This is a genomic window from Spongiibacter taiwanensis, assembly GCF_023702635.1.
GTDB classification, from domain to species: domain Bacteria; phylum Pseudomonadota; class Gammaproteobacteria; order Pseudomonadales; family Spongiibacteraceae; genus Spongiibacter; species Spongiibacter taiwanensis.
The window spans coordinates 2,950,332-2,970,430 of the sequence record NZ_CP098455.1 but is presented as its reverse complement, the minus strand read 5'-3'; the positions used below and the strand labels follow the sequence as shown (position 1 = coordinate 2,970,430).

19 protein-coding genes are annotated in these 20,099 nt (G+C 56.8%); 3 read left to right on the top strand and 16 right to left on the bottom strand.

The genetic code is table 11. From position 1 onward, the window contains the following. Positions 1 to 66 precede the first annotated feature (66 nt). The 3 genes from NCG89_RS13540 to NCG89_RS13530 all read right to left on the bottom strand — a co-directional run bounded on the left by NCG89_RS13540 (position 67) and on the right by NCG89_RS13530 (position 2,323). Positions 67 to 1,236 carry an isovaleryl-CoA dehydrogenase gene (locus tag NCG89_RS13540; protein WP_251087086.1) on the bottom strand — a complete coding sequence of 390 codons (1,170 nt, stop codon included), beginning with the start codon at positions 1,234 to 1,236 and terminating at the stop codon, positions 67 to 69. A 25-nt stretch (positions 1,237 to 1,261) separates the two neighbouring features. After that, on the bottom strand, positions 1,262 to 1,660 hold the full coding sequence (locus NCG89_RS13535; protein ID WP_251087085.1) for a MerR family transcriptional regulator: 399 nt from the start codon (positions 1,658 to 1,660) through the stop codon (positions 1,262 to 1,264). Between the two features lie 336 nt (positions 1,661 to 1,996). Beyond that, positions 1,997 to 2,323: a DUF6482 family protein gene (locus NCG89_RS13530; RefSeq protein ID WP_251087084.1), complete on the bottom strand. Its 327-nt coding sequence runs from the start codon at positions 2,321 to 2,323 to the stop codon at positions 1,997 to 1,999. Between the two features lie 270 nt (positions 2,324 to 2,593). On the opposite strand from NCG89_RS13530, the gene NCG89_RS13525 reads away from it, so the two are divergent. After that, entirely contained in the window at positions 2,594 to 3,409 is an 816-nt protein-coding gene (locus NCG89_RS13525; protein WP_251087083.1) for an enoyl-CoA hydratase-related protein, read from the top strand. Here the strand turns inward: NCG89_RS13525 and NCG89_RS13520 are convergent. From NCG89_RS13520 to NCG89_RS13465, 12 genes are all read right to left on the bottom strand, one after another. Further along, entirely contained in the window at positions 3,396 to 4,922 is a 1,527-nt protein-coding gene (locus NCG89_RS13520; protein WP_251087082.1) for a SpoVR family protein, read from the bottom strand. The two genes, NCG89_RS13525 and NCG89_RS13520, sit on opposite strands and share 14 nt — an antisense overlap. After that, positions 4,919 to 6,142, bottom strand: coding sequence for a YeaH/YhbH family protein (locus tag NCG89_RS13515; RefSeq protein WP_251087081.1), 1,224 nt, complete (start codon positions 6,140 to 6,142; stop codon positions 4,919 to 4,921). The genes NCG89_RS13520 and NCG89_RS13515 overlap by 4 nt, the downstream gene beginning before the upstream one ends. A 57-nt stretch (positions 6,143 to 6,199) precedes the next feature. Beyond that, positions 6,200 to 8,068, bottom strand: coding sequence for a PrkA family serine protein kinase (locus tag NCG89_RS13510; protein WP_432757893.1), 1,869 nt, complete (start codon positions 8,066 to 8,068; stop codon positions 6,200 to 6,202). Between the two features lie 540 nt (positions 8,069 to 8,608). Further along, entirely contained in the window at positions 8,609 to 9,223 is a 615-nt protein-coding gene (locus NCG89_RS13505; RefSeq protein WP_251087079.1) for an NADPH-dependent FMN reductase, read from the bottom strand. A gap of 71 nt (positions 9,224 to 9,294) precedes the next feature. After that, positions 9,295 to 9,999 (bottom strand): SDR family NAD(P)-dependent oxidoreductase, encoded by a 705-nt coding sequence (locus NCG89_RS13500; protein ID WP_251087078.1) that lies wholly within the window; start codon positions 9,997 to 9,999, stop codon positions 9,295 to 9,297. After that, complete coding sequence (locus NCG89_RS13495; protein ID WP_251087077.1) at positions 9,996 to 10,499, bottom strand: 6-pyruvoyl trahydropterin synthase family protein; 504 nt, start codon at positions 10,497 to 10,499, stop codon at positions 9,996 to 9,998. The genes NCG89_RS13500 and NCG89_RS13495 overlap by 4 nt, the downstream gene beginning before the upstream one ends. Positions 10,500 to 10,619: 120 nt before the next feature. Continuing rightward, positions 10,620 to 11,144 carry a shikimate kinase gene (locus tag NCG89_RS13490; protein WP_251087076.1) on the bottom strand — a complete coding sequence of 175 codons (525 nt, stop codon included), beginning with the start codon at positions 11,142 to 11,144 and terminating at the stop codon, positions 10,620 to 10,622. 429 nt (positions 11,145 to 11,573) lie between these two features. Further along, positions 11,574 to 12,461 (bottom strand): 3-hydroxyisobutyrate dehydrogenase, encoded by an 888-nt coding sequence (mmsB, locus tag NCG89_RS13485; protein ID WP_251087075.1) that lies wholly within the window; start codon positions 12,459 to 12,461, stop codon positions 11,574 to 11,576. A gap of 96 nt (positions 12,462 to 12,557) precedes the next feature. Next, complete coding sequence (locus NCG89_RS13480) at positions 12,558 to 13,670, bottom strand: enoyl-CoA hydratase/isomerase family protein (RefSeq protein WP_251087074.1); 1,113 nt, start codon at positions 13,668 to 13,670, stop codon at positions 12,558 to 12,560. Continuing rightward, complete coding sequence (locus tag NCG89_RS13475; protein WP_251087073.1) at positions 13,670 to 14,461, bottom strand: enoyl-CoA hydratase; 792 nt, start codon at positions 14,459 to 14,461, stop codon at positions 13,670 to 13,672. Before NCG89_RS13475 ends, NCG89_RS13480 begins: the two co-directional genes overlap by 1 nt. Then, on the bottom strand, positions 14,458 to 15,624 hold the full coding sequence (locus tag NCG89_RS13470) for an acyl-CoA dehydrogenase family protein (protein ID WP_251087072.1): 1,167 nt from the start codon (positions 15,622 to 15,624) through the stop codon (positions 14,458 to 14,460). Before NCG89_RS13470 ends, NCG89_RS13475 begins: the two co-directional genes overlap by 4 nt. Before the next feature lie 103 nt (positions 15,625 to 15,727). Continuing rightward, a complete protein-coding gene (locus NCG89_RS13465; protein WP_251087071.1) occupies positions 15,728 to 17,146 on the bottom strand; it encodes an aldehyde dehydrogenase family protein in 1,419 nt (472 codons plus the stop codon). A gap of 206 nt (positions 17,147 to 17,352) precedes the next feature. Here NCG89_RS13465 and NCG89_RS13460 point away from each other — a divergent pair, with 206 nt between their 5' ends. After that, positions 17,353 to 18,228, top strand: a complete 876-nt coding sequence (locus tag NCG89_RS13460; protein WP_251087070.1) for an AraC family transcriptional regulator — start codon at positions 17,353 to 17,355, stop codon at positions 18,226 to 18,228. Positions 18,229 to 18,329: 101 nt separating this feature from the next. Further along, entirely contained in the window at positions 18,330 to 18,956 is a 627-nt protein-coding gene (locus NCG89_RS13455) for a YbhB/YbcL family Raf kinase inhibitor-like protein (RefSeq protein ID WP_251087069.1), read from the top strand. Between the two features lie 72 nt (positions 18,957 to 19,028). Here NCG89_RS13455 and NCG89_RS13450 read toward each other — a convergent pair whose 3' ends face one another. Further along, entirely contained in the window at positions 19,029 to 19,880 is an 852-nt protein-coding gene (locus NCG89_RS13450) for a MaoC/PaaZ C-terminal domain-containing protein (RefSeq protein ID WP_251087068.1), read from the bottom strand. Positions 19,881 to 20,099: the final 219 nt, after the last annotated feature.

Below are 20,099 nucleotides of genomic sequence, written 5' to 3'. Positions count from 1 at the left end.
CTGTGGTGTTGAGCGGCGCCGGCATCGGATGCCGGAGCAAGGTTATTTTCTGATTTGTGGATAGGTTTAGCGGGTCTCGTTAAACATTTCCCGGCCAATCAACATCCGCCGAATTTCTGAGGTGCCAGCGCCAATTTCATAAAGTTTGGCATCGCGAATCAGGCGGCCAGTGGGGTATTCATTGGTATAGCCATTCCCGCCCAGGGTCTGCATGGCCTGCAGGGCCATCTGGGTGGCCTTTTCAGCGGTGTAGAGAATCACCGCCGCCGCGTCTTTGCGGGTTTCCTCGCCCCGATCGCACGCCTTGGCCACCGCATACAGGTAGGCCCTGCTGGCGTTGAGGTCGCAGTACATATCCGCCAGTTTGCCCTGCATCAACTGAAACTCACCGATGCTCTTGCCAAACTGCTTGCGCTCATGCAGATAAGGCACCACCACATCCATGCAGGCCTGCATGATGCCCACCGGGCCGGCGGCGAGCACGGTGCGCTCAAAGTCCAGGCCGCTCATCAGAATACGGGCACCGTCGCCCTCTTTGCCCATCAGGTTCTCTGCCGGCACTTCGCAGTTGTCGAACACCAGCTCGCAGGTGTTGGAGCCACGCATGCCGAATTTGTCGAGCTTTTGCGCCCGAGAAAAACCGGGGAAGTCCCGCTCCACAATAAAGGCGCTGATGCCCATGGAACCGCCATTGATATCTGTCTTGGCGTAGATCACATAGGTGTGGGCATCGGGACCGTTGGTGATCCACATCTTGTTGCCGTTGAGAATGTACTTGTCGCCCTGCTTGTCGGCCCGCAGTTTCATGCTCACCACATCGGAACCGGCATTGGGCTCAGACATGGCCAGGGCGCCGATATGCTCGCCACTGCAAAGCTTGGGCAGGTATTTGCGCTTTTGCGCTTCGCTACCGTTTTTGAAAATCTGATTCACGCAGAGATTGCTGTGGGCGCCGTAAGACAAGCCCACCGAGGCCGAGGCCCGGCAGATCTCCTCACCGGCAATCACATGGGCCAGGTAACCCATATCGCTACCGCCGTATTCCTCGCTGACGGTAATCCCGAGCAAACCCAGGTCGCCGAACTTGCGCCACAGGTCCATCGGAAATTGATTGTCTTTGTCGATCTGAGCGGCCCGGGGGGCGATTTCTTCCTGGGCGAAACGGTAGACCATTTCCCGGAGCATCTGGATGTCTTCACCCAGATCAAAATTGAGACTGGAATAAGAGGTTGTCATTTTATTGTCCTCGCAGATTCGGGGATTAGCTGGCTTTATCTTTTATCGCGTCAGTCAAGCGTGCTTCGGCGTCATCCAGCTCCTGCAACAGCACTTCAATATCCTGCAGCTGATGACGCAGTTGCTGGCGCTTATCGCGGATTTTGTCGATCAGGGTCTGTATTTGCTTTTTATTGCCGTGGTCATGGGCCGGGTCATACATCTCGATCACGTCCCGACTCTCTTCCAGCGACAGCCCAAGGCGTTTGCCACGCAGGATCAATCGCAGCTTCGTTCTGTCCGCCGGGGAATAGATCCGGCTCTGGCCATTGCGACTCGGGTTGAGCAGGCCTTTCTCTTCGTAGAAGCGAATGGTGCGGGTGGTGATATCAAACTCCGCCGCCAGCTCAGAAATGCTGTAAGACTGCTTCTTTTTTGTCGTCACACCCACCTCCGAAGGCCGATTAGCCTTTGCGACCAATATCAGGCAAGAAGGCTATCTTACCTTTACGTTAACGTCAACTTGCGTTCATGGGCATCTCGGTTGGCCTCAGCGGAGCAACCACGCGAATTTGGCAGATAGGGAGCAGTGACAGCCGGAGCCATCAGAGAACGGCGAGGGAGAACAATTTACGACGTGTTGCCGGGGATAAGCGACATTCGATCAGTCGGGTTTAACAGATAACGCGCCTCTGCCAGCACCACTGGCTGATAAGTTGCCACTGACGTTATTGGTCAGCGCAAACACGACTGCGATGACAGGACACCATTAGCCTGCGAGTCAGGCAACGCTCTCCTCAAACTGGGAGAGGCGAATTCGCAGCGCTGATGATACGGCGCTCGAACTACCAATCATTTCATCATAGGCACTATCGTGCAGCAGGTAGATATTTTTGCATTGCGCCGGTGCTAACAAGCTACGAATTTCACTCATTTTTCGTCGACACAGGGGCGTGTTCGGCAGCTCGTAAACTCTCAGGGTGTGGGCACCCATCACAATGGAGGCGGCATACAGGCCCCCTTCAAGTGAGTGAATAATCACCTCATCCACCGGGATGGCAGGCAATTGATCCAAAAACACTACCGACTTATTTTTCTTTTTCAGCATTTTTTCCTCCAGCGTCAATCAATGCTGCAAACTCCGAACCGTGCTATATAGAGGACAACATAAAGATGCCGTGGGTTTCACAGGCCAGCGCATTTTCCTGCGGGAATCTGCGCCACGTCACCGATAACTACGCGAGACTGCCAGTACATATACAATTACTGTGCCTAGTCGGCGGCTCACAGGTATAGCTACGTAATCCACTAGGTATCAGTTGCGAAACAATCGACTTTTTTGCATCGACGACCTTACTGCCCGACAGAGAGAATCCCCATGAATTCAGCGCCCCAGCTACAAGATGCCCAACTGACCGTGAAATCGGGCTACGCGATTTGCGAGTTTCAACGCGACGATGTGCGCAATGCCCTGACCGGCACTGCACTTATTGAGGACATCTGCGCAGTTTTGGACTGGGCGAACAGCAATCTGTCGATTGCCTGTGTGATTTTTACAGGTCAGGGAAGGGCTTTCAGTTCCGGCGGGAACATCAAGGAAATGGCCCAACGTAAAGGCATGTTTGGCGGCAGCCCGGCAACCATCAGCCGGGCCTACCGGGAGGGGATTCAACGCATGACCAAGGCCGTTTGCAATGCGGAAGTGGTCACCATCGCCGCAGTGAACGGTGCCGCAGTCGGCGCAGGTTTTGACCTGTGCTGCATGTGTGATCTTCGTATTGGCTGTGACGACACCCGCTTTGGCGAGACCTTTATCAACCTCGGCATTATCCCCGGCGATGGGGGCGCCTGGTTTCTGCAGCGACTGGTGGGGTATCAACGCGCAGCCGAGCTGACGTTCAGTGGGCGGATTATTGATAGCGAGGAGGCCAGCAGGCTGGGGCTGTTACTGGACTGTGTCGATCCTTCGCAATTGCTGAGTAGAGCGGAAACTTGTGCCAGCGAATATGCCAGCAAGCCGCCGTTGGCTTTGCGCCAGACCAAGCGCCTAATGAAGGCGGCTCAGCGGGTGGAACTGGATGATTTTCTCGATCTCTGCGCCGATGTGCAGGGCCACTGCCACCACACTCAAGACCACGCCCGGGCGGTGGAGGCCTTTATCAACAAAACACCGGCCACCTTCAAAGGCGACTAGCTGGTGTGACCTCCATTTTGTCTACCAGGCCGGCGCCCTCGTCGTGAATCTCCATGGTGACTTTAAAGCCCCACAGAAAACAGAGATGCTTGAGCACCTCTTTGGCTTCGTCTGAGAGAGGCCGCTCTTTCAAGCGGTTGTAGCGCAGCGCCAGCGAGCGATCACCCATGTGCTCGTACCGCACGATCTGAATATCGGGCACCAACATGTCCCGGTTGTACTGCCGAGACAGGGTGCGGCGCACCTCGCGGTAACCATCTTCATTGTGGATGGCATCAATGCGCAAATGATCTTCCTTGTGCTTGTCAGAGATGGCAAACAGATGGAACTGACGAATCAACTTTGGCGATAAATACTGGTTGATGAAGGACTCATCTTTGTAATTGCGCATGGCAAAATCCAGCACTTCGCGCCAGTCCTTACCGGCGATATCCGGGAACCACTGGCGGTCCTCATCATCGGGCTCTTCGCAGATTCGGCGAATGTCCTTCATCATCGCAAAGCCAAGGGCATAGGGATTAATGCCGGAGTAAGCCGGGTGGTCATAGCCGGGCTGCATCACCACGTTGGTGTGGGACTGGAGCACTTCAAACATAAAGCCCTCGTCCACCAGGCCGCGGTCATACATGGTATTGAGCAGGGTGTAGTGCCAAAAGGTCGCCCACCCCTCGTTCATCACTTTGGTCAGCCCCTGGGGATAAAAATACTGGGCCAGCTTGCGCACAATGCGCACAATTTCCCGCTGCCAGGGCTCCAGGGTCGGCGAGTACTTTTCAATGAAATACAGCAGGTTTTCCTGGGGCTCGGGCGGAAACACCCGCTTGGCTTTTTTCTTCTCGGGCTTTTCCGACTTACTCTCTGGCAGGGTCCGCCAGATATCATCGTATTGCTTCCAGGCGTGCTCGTCCCGGCTGCGTTGCCGCTGCAATTCTTCATCGGCAGACAGCGGCGACGGCCGATGAAAGCGGTCTACCCCGTGATCCATCAGCGCGTGGCAGGCATCCAGCATTTCTTCTACCCGGGTTTCGCCGTAGCGCTGTTCGCAATCGAAAATATACTTTCGCGCAAAGACCATGTAGTCGACGATCGCGTCGGCACTGGTCCACTGCCTGAAGAGATAGTTGCCTTTAAAAAAGGAGTTGTGTCCATAACAGGCGTGGGCAATCACCAGCGCCTGCATGGGCATGCTGTTGTCTTCCATCAGGTAGGCAATACAGGGGTCTGAGTTGATCACCAACTCATAGGCCAGCCCGCGCATGCCGCGGCGGTAGCCCTCTTCATTGCGGATAAATTCCTTGCCGTAACTCCAGTGGGCATAACTGATGGGCAGGCCAACGGACGCATAGGCGTCCAGCATTTGCTCGGAGGCAATGACCTCAATTTGGTTGGGGTAAGTATCCAGCCCAAACTCTTTGGCGAGCTTGGCAATTTCCAGATCGTATTCTTGCAGCAACTCAAAGTTCCAGTCGCCGCCGTGGGACAGCACACCGGGTTTTGCTTGCACTTCACTCATGCAGCTTCCCTCTGAAACAACTCCCGCAGCACCGGATACACATCGCCGCGATGTAGCACCGTGCTCATGGCAAAACTCTCGTGACGAATCTGGCTGTAGGCCGCCCCCAGTGGGGTGATACTGCTGATGTTGTCGGGAATTTCAACGTAGGCAAAGTAACGGCATGACGGCAGAATATCCTTGCTCAAGCGCATCGCACTGCGCTGGGGGTCGCTACCAAAGGCGTCGCCATCGGAGACTTGAGCACCGTAGATATTCCAACTCGCCGGGTCGTAACGTTCCTCCAGGATATCGACCATCATATTGAGGGCCGACATCACCACCGTGCCGCCCGTTTGGGGATCGTGGAAGAAGGCATGCTCATCGACCTCCTCGGCATTGGAGGTATGGCGGATAAAGACCAGCTCCACCTTCTCGTACTTGCGGCTGAGGAACATGTGCAGCAGGGTGTAAAAGCGCTTGGCCAGATCCTTTTTCTGCTCGGACATTGAGGCTGACACGTCCATCAGGCAGAACATCACCGCCCGGCTGATTGGCTTGGGCTCCTTCACCCGATGGCGAAAGCGCAGATCGTATTCGTCCAGAAAGGGAATGCGCTCCAACCGCGCTTTCAACTCGGCGATCTCTTCTTCCGAGCCACCCGCCTCTTCCAGCTCACGCAATTGCCGTTTGAGCGGCGACTTCAGCGCAATGCGGCGAGCCATTGCGTTTTCCAGCGATTTGCGAATCGACAGGTTTGCCGGCACACCACTGGGGGTGTAGCCCGCCCGGCGATACTTGAATTGATTGCTGTCGCCGAGGACGTTGCGAGCCAGGCGCGGCAGTTCAAGATCATCAAAGAACAGGTTCATGAACTCCTCTTTGGAGAGGGTGAACATGAAATTGTCCTGGCCACCACCGCCGTCGCCACCGCCACCATCACCCGAACCGCCGCCACCGCCGGCCGGGGGTTTGGCAATCAGGTCGCCGGGAGAAAAGCTGTGATTACCGGGGTGAACCATCTCCCGATCACCGCCCTTGCCGATGCGAAAGCGCGGCTCGGAGATGTCCTTCACCGGGATACCCACCTCCCCGCCCCGGGACATGTCGGTGATGGAACGCTCTGCGACGAGGTCCGCAACCGACCGTCGCAATTGAGCCTTGTAACGCCTGATAAAACGCTGGCGATTAGTCGCGTTTTTGTTGCGATCATTCAGGCGGCGGTCAATGATCATTGACATAGTACGCCCCTTAACACAGTGAATCTGCTCGTTCGGATCGTCTCAACCTGCGGCGGATCAACCGGCCTTACGCACCCTCAAGTACCACTCTGACAACAGGCGAACCTGCTTGGGTGTGTAGCCCTTTTCAACCATCCGGGTCACGAAGTTCTCGTGCTTCTGCTTGTCCTCTGCCGAGGCTTTAGCATTGAAGGAAATCACCGGCAGCAGCTCCTCTGTGCTCGAGAACATTTTCTTCTCGATCACTTCGCGCAGTTTCTCGTAGCTGGTCCAGCTTGGATTGCGACCCTCGTTTTGGGCGCGGGCCCGCAACACAAAATTGACGGTCTCATTACGGAAGTCTTTGGGGTTGGCGATGCCCGCAGGCTTCTCGATTTTTTCCAGCTCACTGTTGAGCATGGCCCGGTCAAAAATCGCGCCGGTTTCCTGATCCCGATAGTCTTCGTCCTGAATCCAGTAGTCGGCAAAGGTCACATAGCGGTCAAAGATATTCTGGCCGTACTCGGTGTAGGACTCGAGATAGGCGGTCTGAATTTCCTTGCCGACGTATTCGGCATAGCGCACAGCCAACCAACCCTTGATAAATTCAAGGTACTGGCGCTGCTGATCTTCCGGCAGCTGTTCACGCATGATGCGCTGCTCCAGCACGTACATCAGGTGCACCGGGTTCGCCGCAATCTCGGAGTTGTCATAATTGAAGACCGCCGACAACACTTTAAAGGCGAAACGGGTGGACATGCCGTTCATGCCCTCGTCGATTCCGGCGTAATCCCGATACTCCTGATAGGACTTGGCCGCGGGATCAGTGTCTTTCAGAGACTCACCGTCATACACCCGCATCTTGGAATAGATGCTGGAATTCTCCGGCTCTTTCAGGCGGGACAGCACCGAAAACTGAGCCAGCATTTCCAACGTACCGGGGGCGCAGGGGGCCTCCGCCAGTGAGCTGCTGCGCAGCAGCTTCTCGTAGATTTTGACCTCTTCCGAGACCTGCAAACAGTATGGCACCTTGACGATGTAAACCCGGTCGAGGAAGGCCTCGTTGTGTTTGTTGTTGCGGAAACTCTGCCACTCTGACTCGTTGGAGTGAGCCAAAATTACCCCTTGGAAGGGAATGGCCGAGAAACCTTCGGTGCCCTTGTAGTTGCCCTCCTGAGTCGCCGTGAGCAAGGGGTGCAACATCTTGATGGGCGCCTTGAACATCTCAACAAATTCCAGCATCCCCTGGTTGGCCAGACACAGGCCGCCAGAGTAGGAATAGGCATCGGGATCATCCTGGGCGTAGGCTTCGAGCTTGCGGATATCCACCTTGCCGACCAGCGAGGAGATATCCTGGTTGTTCTCATCACCCGGTTCGGTTTTGGTCACCGCCACTTGCTTGAGCACCGAGGGTTGGATTTTCACCACCCGGAACTGGCTCAGATCGCCTTCGTATTCCTGCATGCGCTTGATCGCCCAGGGCGATGAAATGCCAGTCAGATAGCGCCGTGGAATGCCGTACTCCTCTTCCAGCTGAGGCCCGTCCCGCATGGGATCGAACAGCCCCAGCGGAGATTCATTAATGGGCGAGCCCTTGATGGCATAAATCGGGTACGCCTCCATCAACTTCTTCAAGCGCTCGGCGATCGACGATTTACCACCGCCTACCGGCCCGAGCAGATACAGTACCTGCTTGCGTTCCTCAAGCCCCTGGGCAGCGTGGCGGAAGAAGGCCACGATTTGAGAGATCACATCTTCCATGCCGTAGAATTCGGCAAAGGCGGGGTAACGGGGAATTAATCGATTGGAGAAAATACGCGAGAGCCTGGGGTCGTGACGGGTATCTACCAGCTCCGGTTTGCCGATAGCCGCCAGCATGCGCTCTGCTGGTGTGGCGTAAACCATGGGGTCTGTGCGGCACAAGTCGAGGTATGCCTCAAGGGACATTTCCTCTTCTTTGCCTCGCAGATATTGCTCCCGGACGTTATCTAAGATGCCCATTCCTGCAATCTCCTTCTGTGCAACAACGCAAACACGCGGTACTAAAAAAGGTGGAGAGAATGTTCAAAAATCCGTTCGACTTACCTTCACTCTACTCTGATACGAACACTGCATCCAGCGATGAAACTCAATTAATGCGTTGAATACGAACCCATTAGCAAAGTGATATTGGCGTTCTAAATCATCAACACTTTCTCCAACTCGCAACGATGATCATTCAATTCTGCGGCCCGTTTAACTATCACGGATTGTGCTTACTCGCCTGACCGTTTTCCCTAGGGAACTTTCTGCCCGAGATTTTCACCCAGGATTTTTTGCTCAGGGAGGCTTTATCCTCACCACCTTTTCCGCGGCCGGGAGCACCGGCCGGTATCGCCAAATTTGTGGCGCGGTTAAAGGATCAACAGACCTTACTTAAGTGCAAAGCAAACTTAGTGCCTAAACGACAAGATGAGACGGATTTGTAATGTAAGCCCGACCAGGACTTCACATGCCGTGAGGGAATCGCGAGTCTTCCAAAACCGTGTTCTGCCGCATAGCCCCTAGCGCTGACGCGTAGGCACACAAATTTTGTAGACCAAAATCCAGACGTTCGCCAAGGTATTTCTGAGCGCGGGGATCGTTGCTGTCAGCGTCGGCATTGAACACCTTTTCTACCCGGCGCACGATCAAGTGCTCGGGAATGTAGCAAAGGCGGGTGTTCTTGTAACTGCTCATACGAAGCTCTGCGATGGGGTAGGCGCCGCCCTCACTGGCAGAAACGCCAATCAAATAAGCGGGCTTGTGAGCCAACTCGCCTTTGCCGCAGAGCAGGAAGAAATTCTTTAAGCCGGCGGGGGCCATTCCGCTCCACTCGGGCGAGACCACCACAAAGCCATCACAGGCAGCCAGCTCGGCCGATACCGGACCAAACAGGGCCTGCCAGTCGGGATCATCCGACCACATGCCCTCATCCCAGAGCGGCAAGGGATTGCCGCCCAGGTCCAGGACATACACCGACTCGCACTCCGCAATGGCATCGAGCCTCTGCTGTACCGCGTTGGCCACTTTGGCGCTCTGGGAACCCGGCCGGTGACTACCGATGACAATACCAATCTTCATATCTGCGTCCTTATCTTTTGCCTGCGAATGTGAGCACTGCGTCGCCCGGCGTAAAGATCGGCCGCCTCGGGCTAGCGCTCGAGCTGACCGAGATTGGCGTGCAAGATGGCGCCGTTGATGACCGGCGAAGAGGCGCAGTACCAGATACTATCGGCAATTTCCTCTACGTCGATCAAACGGCCTTGGGTCACCATGGCAGTGATCCCATCGATCACCTCCTGACGCCCGCCGATTTGGCTGCGCAGCATTTCAGTGTCAGTAAAACCGGGACAAATACAGGCGCTGTGAATTCCCTTACCGGCCAAGTCCTGCACCGTAGCGCGCATTAAGCCGATGACCGCGTGCTTGCTGGTCACATAAGAGCAGGTCCCCGGCACCGCCTTTTCGCTCAGGGTGGAGCCGATATAGAGAATGGCCGAGCCCGGCGGCATATGGGGGATAAGGTGGAGATTGAGGCTCTGGGGAGCAACCACATTAATCTGCAACACCGCCTGCAGATTGGCCTCGGCAAGATTGTCCACCCGGTCAAATTCCTGGCGCGCCGCGTTGTGCAGTAAAACCACCTGCTCGGCCTCGGCAACCGCCTGCGCCAGGGCCTCGGCATGTTGCTCAACGGCCCCCGGCTGAGCCAGATCGATGGCGATATTGTCCACCCCCGCCAGCGGGCACTGTCGACGGGACAGGTTAACCACCCGATAGCCCTGGTCCTGAAATCGTTTGGCCGCAGCAAGACCAATGCCCTGGGACGCGCCGCTTACCACCAGCACCCGGCTCATTGCGCCTCCCGGTGCCAGCTGGCACTGCCCCACTGCCCCGGCCCGGAGGACACCTTCATCACCAGTTCGCTGATCTCATTGCCCTCAATAAAGGGCGCATCTTCCAGCAGACGCTGGAGCAGGTAGCGGGCGAACTCCTCCACCGTGGTATTGCGAATCGGCAACAGAAGAGTGTCTGACTTGAGAAACTTCATCTCTTCCCCGGCAAACAGGGCGGTGTAATACGGGCCGTCCTCGGTCACCGACATATAGGGCGACTGGTTGGGAATCAGGGTGTATTCGTCCAGGGTGGCGCACAGGCGCCGCAGCCGCTTTTTGATTTCCACGTAGCTGAAGCACATCCCGTTCTCGCCCACCTCGGCAGTGAGCAACAGGCTCACTTTGAAGTTGTGGCCGTGCAGGCGCTCGCGCTCGGTGGCGGAAAATATCGTGAAATGTGCACCAGAAAATTTGAGGTCTTCTTTACAAATTTCGATACAGGTCTGACTGTGAACAGGCATGATCGAGACGTTTCCTTATTGCTTTGCGTCCCCGACGGGGCTCCCGATTAACGCCACAACCGATGGTTGCAGCCATTCGATGGTAACCCAGCGCCCAGGGTGATGACAGGCACTGCCAGATTACATTCCCGCAATAGACAGCTGCTGCAGGATGCGCACGGCCAGCGCCGTTTCGTTCTCCTTACCCACCGCAATGGTGACATCGGCCCAGCGCTCGTACAGGGGCTGGCGTTGCTGGTACAGGGCCGCTAAATCCGTTCCTGGCGCGGCGGCAATACCGCGCATGGCGAAATTACCCAGTCGCCGTTGCAACTCGTCCAATGGAACATTTAAAAACACCAGCGGGCCATATTGCTGTAAATGGCGCATCGCCGGCTCGCTGTAGACCGCACTGCCGCCAGTCGCCACGACCTTACCGGCGAAGTCAGCCATCAAAATCGCCCGCTCTTCTACCTCACGAAGGGCGAGATAACCCTTTGCATCGACAATGTCCTGCAATGAGCAGCCACTGGCCTGAACGATCAGGTCATCGGTATCTACGGTCTGCCACCCCAAGGTGGATGCCAGAAGACTTGCCAGGGTGGACTTGCCCGAGGCAGGCATGCCGATCAGCACCAGTGAGCGGGCCTTGATGGGAGGTGGCATGGGCGGTAACTCAGGGGAAGAGGGGCTGGACATAAGGGCCTGTTAACACTAATTGGATTATTACTGCTGGCGGTCATTTTTGCCGCCAGCTCGGCGACAGGCGCGCCGTTTAGTCATTCTAAACAAGTGGCTGGCAACAACGCTGGGGGCAAAAATGGCCCCAGCCCTAGGGGTTGAGGCTAAAAAAGCGCCACTCTGTGTTGCTCCTCGTTTGTTTGGAGTGACCAAACTGCTCTCCTCGCGTCCCGGCGAGGCCCGCGTGATTGGCGCGTTTTTAGCCTCAACAGTGACAATCCAATTAGTGTTAACAGGCCCTAAACAATCTGCCACAGATTGGGCGGGACAAAAATAAAAAAGACAGCGCCCCAAAAGGAGCGCTGCCAAAGAATGGTTCCGCGCTGGGAGTGCGAAACCAAAAGCGATTAAAGTTTACTCGCCCTGAAACATTTCCAGAATAGCGGAGAAGTCCCGCGTGGCGTTGCCTTTGGCCGAGAAGGAGGCATACAGGCTGCGCGCCAGAGCGCCCATGGGCACCGAGCTTTGGGTGCTCAGGCTGTTTTCCATCGCCAAACCCAGGTCTTTCAGCATCAACTGCACCATAAAGCCGGGCTTGTAATCGTTGGAGGCAGGCGCGGTTTCCATCACGCCGGGGTAAGGGTTGTAAACTTCCAGCGACCAGTTGCGACCAGAGCTCTTCAGCATGATCTCAGACAGCACTTTGGGATCCAGGCCGTTGTTTGCGCCCAGTTGCAGCGCCTCAGCGGTACCCACCATGTGGATCGCCAGCAGCATGTTGTTACAGATCTTGGCAATCTGGCCCGCACCGTGATCACCGGCGTGGAAAATATTCTTGCCCATGCCTTCGAGCACCAGCTTGCCTTTCTCAAAGCCGGCGGCAGTACCGCCACACATAAAGGCCAGGGTGCCCGCCTGGGCGGCTTTCACGCCACCGGATACCGGTGAGTCCAGCATTTCCAGGCCGCGCTCGGCAGCCGCCGCGCCCACTTTGCGAGCCGTATCGGCGTCAATGGTGGAGCAATCCAGAAATACAGTGCCGGGGTTGGCCTTGGCGATCAGGCCCTCGTCACCCAGGTACAAACCGGCCACGTGCTTGCCAGCTGGCAGCATGGTGATCACGGTATCTGCGCTGGCCAATGCTTCCAGTGCAGAGCTGGATTTTTTGGCGCCCTGAGCAACCACGGCATCCATTGCCGCTTCAACCAAGTCAAATACAGTGACGGAATGACCCGCCTTAACCAGATTGGCAGCCATTGGGCCGCCCATGTTACCCAAACCGATAAATGCGACATTCGCCATGATATTCACCTGTTTATTGCTTTCAGAAAATCGGGGCAGACACCACCCCGACCAGTAATCTTGGGGCGGCCCAGCCGCCCCGCCTCCCGGCTGGAATTACAGATCCGCCAGGGGGCTTTCTTCCCAGGGCGCTTCAAAATAAGACGCCAGGGCCGCATCAGACACATCGGCGGCAGTCGCGAACTGCCACTTGGGGTTGCGATCCTTATCGATCAGCAGGGCACGCACACCTTCGGCAAACTCGCGTCCGCGAACGATGTTGGTCGACAGTGCCAGCTCCATCTTGAACACCTCTTTGAGGCTGACACCCTTGGTGCGGCGCAGCTGCTCAATGATGATCCGGGCGCTGAGCGGCGAACCCGCCTTAAGGGCGGCGGCGGCTTTCTGAACCCAGGGGTTTTCACTCTGGGCATTGGCCACGGCCTCAATCAGGGCCACATCGCTGTCGGCGCTGCACAGACTCTCGATCTCGTCGGCAGCGGCTTCAACATTGCCCGCCGGCATAGCCGCGGCACTGCGCTCGGTGAAGGTCTTGAGCAAATCCAGCACGCGCTCATGGTTGTCGGCAACACCGGTTGACCAGGGCACATTTGCCAGCGCCTCAAGCACATCGTCCCGGTACTGGTGTTCAATAAAGCCTTCGGCCGCACCCAGGTACAGCGCGTCGGCGGCATTGAAGTTCGCCCCGGTCAGTGCCAGGAACAAACCCTTGTTGCCGGGCATGCGGTTGAGAAAGTAGCTGCCGCCCACATCGGGATACAACCCGATGGTCACTTCGGGCATGGCCAGGCGCGTCTTTTCCGTAACGACCCGGTAGCTGCCCGCAGCATAAATCCCCATGCCGCCGCCCATCACAATACCGTGACCCCACACGATCACCGGCTTGTCGAACTGGTGGAAGGCGTAGTCAACCCGGTACTCGGTATCGAAAAAGGCTTCTGCGTACTCGCAGGGGCCACCGGGCTGCTCGATGGAGGAGCGATACAGCGCCTGAACGTCACCACCCGCGCAGAGGGCTTTTTCACCCGCGCCTTTGACAAACACACAGGCGATATCGCTGCGCTGACGCCAGTCCTTCAACTTGGCCTGCATCAGCTCAACCATGTTCAGGGTGAGTGAGTTGAGGGTTTTTTCCACATTGAGGGTAATGACCCCCACGGCGGGGCCGCTCGCGGAGGGGCGCTCTTCAAATAAAACTTCGTCAGTCATCAGGCGTTCTTCCATTCCGGAGCCCGCTTTTCCAGGAAGGCGTTAACACCTTCTTTCTGGTCGGCCGTATCAAACAACTGAACAAACAATTCCCGCTCCAGCATCAGGCCTTTGGGAATGGTCTCTTCCCGAGCCTGGTGTACCAGGGTTTTACACATGGTGACGGCCACGGGGCTTTGCTGGGCCACTTGTGCCGCCAGCTTCAGGGCCACCTCTTTGGCCGTGCCAGTGGGTACCACTTCTTCAACCAGACCAATCTCCAGGGCTTTGGCCGCTTTCAGGCGCTCGCCGCACAGAATCACCCGCTTGGCCCAACCGGTGCCAACCAACTGGTGCAGACGCTGAGTGCCGCCAGCGCAGGGCAGCAGCCCCACTTTGGCTTCGGGCAGGGCCATTTGGGCCTGCTCTTCAGCGATGCGAATATCGCAAGCCAGGGCGCATTCCAGACCGCCACCCATGGCAAAGCCGTTGATTGCCGCAATGGACACACCGCGGAAGTCCGCCAGGGTTTCAAAGGCCTGACCAAACTTCACACCCATGTCGTAGGCGACTTCTTTGTCACCGTCGGCGAACAGTTTCAGGTCAGCACCGGCAGAGAAGAATTTCTCGCCCGCGCCGGTAATCACCAGACTGAAAATGTTCTTGTCCGCATTCAGATTCTCGACCAGGGTTTTCAGCCCGGTGAGCGACTCCACATCCCAGGTGTTGGCACCGGGGTTGTCGATAGTAATCAGGGCGGTGTGCTCGATGATTTCGACTTTCAGTTTATCGGTTGGGCTGTAGTTGCTCATTTCACGACCTCCATTGCGCCTTCCATTAACACTCGACGGCCAATAATGACCCGCATGATTTCGTTGGTGCCTTCCAGAATCTGGTGAACCCGGTTATCCCGCACGTGCCGCTCCAGGGGATACTCCTTGATGTAACCATAGCCGCCGTGCAGCTGCAGAGCGTCGTTACAGATATCAAAGCAGACATCGGTCACAAAGCGCTTGGCCATGGCACAGAAGGTGGTGGCTTCGGGGTCTTTGCTGTCCAGTTTGAAAGCCGCCATGCGCACCATCTGCCGGGCAGCGACCAGTTGGGTGGCCATATCGGCCAGTTTGAACTGGGTGTTCTGGAAGTCGGCAATTGCCTGACCAAACTGCTTGCGCTCTTTAACGTACTCTACCGCCGTTTCAAGGGCGGCCTGGGCCGTGCCGATGGAACAGGTGGCAATGTTAATGCGACCGCCGTCCAGGCCACGCATGGCGATTTTGAAACCCTCGCCCTCTTTGCCGAGCATAGCAGAGGCAGGCACCACCACGTCTTCAAAAGTGACGGTGGCCGTTGGCTGGCTGTTCCAGCCCATCTTTTCTTCTTTCTTGCCGTAGGTGATACCAGGGGCATCGGCAGGAATGGCAAAGGCACTGATGCCTTTGGCGCCGGAATTGGCATCGCCGGTGCGCAACATGGCAACCAGCACGTCGGTGGCGCCAGCACCCGAGATAAACATCTTGCCGCCATTAACGATGTAGTTGTCGCCATCTTTCTTGGCGGTGCTGCGCAAGCTGGCCGCATCGGACCCGGCACCGGGCTCAGTCAAACAGTAAGACGCCAGCTTTTCGCCAGTTACCAGCTCGGGACACCATTTATCGATGGTCTCCTGATTGCCGTAGGTGCCAATCATGCTGGTGGCCATGTTGTGAATGGTCAAAAAGGCCGCCGTCGAGGTACAACCCCGGGCCAGTTCTTCCACAATCACGCTGGTGTCGAGGCGGCTCATACCCAGGCCACCCGCTTCTTCGGGGGTGTACAGGCCCATGAAGCCGAGCTCACCCGCTGCCTTCAGCGCGTCTTTGGGGAAAATATGCTCAGCATCCCACTGGGCGGCATTGGGCTTGAAAACCCCTTCAGCAAAGGACCGCGCGCTTTCGGCGTAGGCCTTCTGATCTTCTGTCAGGTTAAAGTCCATGTCGTTCTCGTTTTATCAGTAGCCGGAGATTTGCTACAGGCCCCGGCTGGAATCCAATACAAGGGCGGCCACAAAATTGTGGCCGCCAAGGGAGGTGGACAGCTTACTTCAGCTTGTTGATCGCGCTGGCAAACAGCACTTCGTCAGCGGGCAGCTCTTTGGGCTTGTCCAGATTTTTGGAGATCCAGGTCACGTTGATCAGGTCCTGCCAGGTGATGTTGTTATTGGTGGCGTTGCCGCCCCAGCTACCACAACCCAGGGAGAAGGTCTGACGCATGCCGTTCCACAGGTTACCGCTGTTAGACGGTGCCTGAGGCTGGTTCACCATTACCCGTGAGGTTTTGGTGGCCTTGGCAAACTTCATGATGTTGTCGTCGTTGTAGGAGTAGATACCACAGCTGTGGCCCTGACCCTGGTAAGCCTGAATGGCGTTGGTCAGCGCAATGGCTTCATCGATACCTTTGGCAGTGTAGAAGGCCATTACCACAGACATCTTCTCTCCAGAGAAGGGGTGAGCCGGGCCGGCACCGGTTTCAGGAACGATGAAGAAAGTGCGGCCTTCGGGAATCTCAATACCGGCCATCTCGGCCAGCACAGAAGCGGGCTGGGCAACAATGCGTGAAGCAATGTGACCATCTTCCCAGATGATGCCCTGCAGTTTGGCTTTTTCATCTTCGTTGCAGATGTAACCACCCTGGGCAACCAGTTTCTCCAGCAGCGCGTCTTTGATCGATTCAAAGGCGATCACCGCGTTATCAGAAGAGCAGGACGCTGCCAGGTCCAGCGTTTTGGAGATACGGATTTTCTCGGCCGCTTCGTCCAGGTTGGCAGTGTCGTCAACGGTGATTACCGCGTTACCGGCACCCACACCCAGCGCAGGTGTACCGCTGGAGTAAGCAGACTTAACCATCGGCGCACCGCCGGTGGCCAGAATGCGGTCGCACTGCTTCATTAGCTCACCGGTCAGCTCCATGGAGGGGCTGTCGATGGAGATCACCAGATCCGCAGGTGCGCCACAGGCCACAATGGCGTCACGCATCAGGTCGCAGATCATTTTGTTGGTCAGTTTGGAGCGGGGGTGGGGCGCAACGATGATGGAGTTGCGGCCTTTCACGGCAGAGATCGCCTTGATCACCGGCGTCGCCTCGGGGTTGGTGCACGGCGTCAGCGCACCGATTACACCCACGGGCTTGGCGATTTTAACGATATTGCGCTCTTTATCTTCCTCGATCACACCCACAGACTTGTCGTTGATAATGTCGTACAGCGCAGCGCGGGTCTTGCGGAAAATCTTCAGGTATTTGCCGTCGTAGTTACCCAGCTGGGTCTCTTCAACAGTGAACTGGGCAATCTTTTCAGCCACGCCGGGCTGGGCCACCGCCCACACCATCGCAGTGATCAGCTCGTCGACCTGCTCCTGGGTGTAGTTCTCGATTTGCGCCTGGGCCGCACGGGACCGTTCAATCAGGGCAGCAATGGTTTTGGCTTCTTCGGTAGTGGCAGCAGCAGTTTCAGCAGCCATAGTGTTTCTCCCATTATGGTTTTAGGATCAATCAGCTGTCCGGCCAGTCCGGGCGGCTTGGTGTAAAAAGGGACAATATAAAAGCATAACGCGCCCCGAAATTGGATTGATTATCTTGCCGAGTTAATGGACTATATTGCGGTAACATTGTGTTACGCATCCACACTTGGAAATATAAACAATCACTTAAATTACAAATACTTATAATGGCGCTTACCTCCGACTGGCCCCTCCCCGCCGACGGCATTCGCTTTCTCACACCGCAATTTATTGTTAGCGAGCTGGCCCAGCACCCCCTCACCCAGGGGCTGTATCCGGTGGCGATGGGATACTACCCCAGCGCCTACGGTCACCGCATGGCCCGCCGCCAGACCGAAAACTACCTGCTCATCTACTGCACCGCCGGCAAAGGCAGCCTCACCAGCGACCAGCGCCGCTACCAGATTGGCAGTGGCGATCTGGTGCTGCTGCAGCGGGACCACGCCCACAGCTACCGGGCGGACAAGCAAGACCCCTGGACCATCTACTGGCTCCATTTTGAAGGTAATCTGGCAGACGAATTTTACAACCACATTCACGTCACCTCGCCCGTGCTGAATATTGGCGTGCAGCCCCGGGTCGTGCGTATTTTCGACGGCCTGTCGGAGCTGCGCCGCAGCGCCTACCAACTGCCGGAATTCGTTCAGGGCTGCCACCAGCTCCAGGCCTTGCTCAGCTACCTGGCCCTGCTAGTGCGGCAGCAGCGCCCCCAAAGCGGCAAGGCGCTGGATTGGGAGCGGCTGCGCGCCATCATGCAGGAGCATATTCACGGCCAGCTCAATCTGGACGAGCTGGCCGCCAGCGCAAAATTGTCCAAGTACCACTTCACCAAAAAGTTCAAAGCCCTCAGCGGCCAGTCACCCATCCAGTACTTTATCAACATGAAAGTGCAGCGGGCCTGCTACCTGCTGGACAGCACCAGCCAATCGGTAAAACAGGTCGCTGCGGCGGTGGGCTACGACGACGCCTATTACTTTTCTCGCCTGTTTAAAAAGGTCATTGGCCTCTCCCCCAGCGACTACCGCGTGCATCGCAAAGGCTGAGCACAGCAGCCCTTTTGGGCCCGCGCCAGCCGCGTTATGCTATGGGCAAAACGCCACACACCCGACACCGGGTACCATTTTTATCCAACCAGGGAGCCATTATGAAACTGACCAGCTCAGCCTTTCAGGATAAGCAGTTTATGCCTGCGACCTACTGTGCCGGACTACCCGACGAACAGGCCCACGCCACCCTTGGCCCAAACAAGAATCCGCCACTGGCCTGGACCGACCTGCCCGAAGGCACCCAATCGCTGGTAATGATCTGCGTTGACCTCGACGTGCCCTCCGCCGCCGACGATGTCAACCAGGAAGACCGGGAAGTGCCCGCCGACCTGCCCCGGGTGGATTTCTACCACTGGGTCATGGTCGATCTGCCCGCCAACCTCAGCGCCATTGAAGAAGGCCTGTTCTCCGACGGCTTTACCGCCGGTGGCAAACCCGGCCCCGAAGGCCCGCTGGGCACCCGCCACGGCATCAATAACTATCGGGAGTGGTTTGGCGATGACCCGGACATGGGCGGTAAATACTACGGCTACGATGGCCCCTTCCCGCCCTGGAACGACTCCATCATGCACAACTACCGCTTCACCCTGTATGCCCTGGATGTGGCCCGCTGCCCGGTAGAGGGCGACTTTACCGGCGCCGATGTGCTGGCAGCCATTGAAGGCCATGTGCTCGACAGTGCCTCGATCTCGGTGCAGTACACCCTGAATCCCCGGCTGCGCTAATACAGGCCGGCAAATAAAAAACGGGGCCTTGCGCCCCGTTTTTTATTTTCAATCACATGTTCGCGACTGCGATTAATGTACCGCCACAAAACCATCACTGATGGCCAGCTTTTCCCGCTCTTTCACAAAGGCCTGGAAGGCAATGCCGCCATCCACTTTCCACGCTTCCACTTTCAGGGTTTCACCGGGAAACACCGGCGAGCTAAAGCGCAGGTTCAGAGAGCCCATCTTGCTGGGGTCATAGTCCAGGGCCTGGCGCACCACTGACAGCCCGCAAATCCCGTAGGCGCACAAGCCCTGCAGAATCGGCGCGGGGAAGCCCGCCTTTTTGGCCAGCTCGGGGTCGGCATGAATGGGGTTACGGTCGCCATTGAGGCGATAAAACAGCGCCGCCCGCTTGTCGATCACAATTTCTTCACTGAAATCCGCCGGGGTCTCTGGCACCTTGGCCATGGCCTCGGGCACCTCGCCAAAACTGCCGCAACCACCGTCGCCACGAAGGAAATAAGTCGACAGCACCGAGCACAGCAGCTCGCCAGAGGCGTTGTCGTACAGGTCCTTGGCGAAATACATCAGCGCGCCCTTGTCAGCGCCCTTATCCATCACCGCATCCACCCGGTATTCGCCGCGCAGCTCGCCAGAAGCTGGCAGCGGCTTGTGGAAGGTACAGCGCTGCTCACCGTGCAGCAGCTTGACCAGATTGATTTCAAACTTCTTGTCCGCCAGCCACAAACCCGGGTGGGCCAGCACCGCCGCAATGCTCGGCAGGCTCTTCAGGTTCTTTTCAAAGACAAAGGGCAGCTCCCGCTCATCCATCGGGTCGCTGCCCGCACCCAGGCTCAGGGCATAGAGCATGGTGTCTTTATCGGTGTAGTTAACAATGATGGGTTGGAATACGTGATCCCGCAGGGCGTCCAGATTCATGTCAGTTTCCTTCGCGTCGTCGCCGCGTTAGTGGTCTTGTTAAGGCTCACACCCAGCGGCGCGGTGCTGAGCCAAACGCGGATAGTGGGTGATAAAGATGAAGCTTAGGAAATTAGCGTATAGTTCGCAAGCTTAACTGTTTGGCTGATGCGGGAAAACTTGGGCTTGAGTGGCCTTTTGCGCCGCGACAACAACGCCTTGCTGCAACTTGCCTCACTT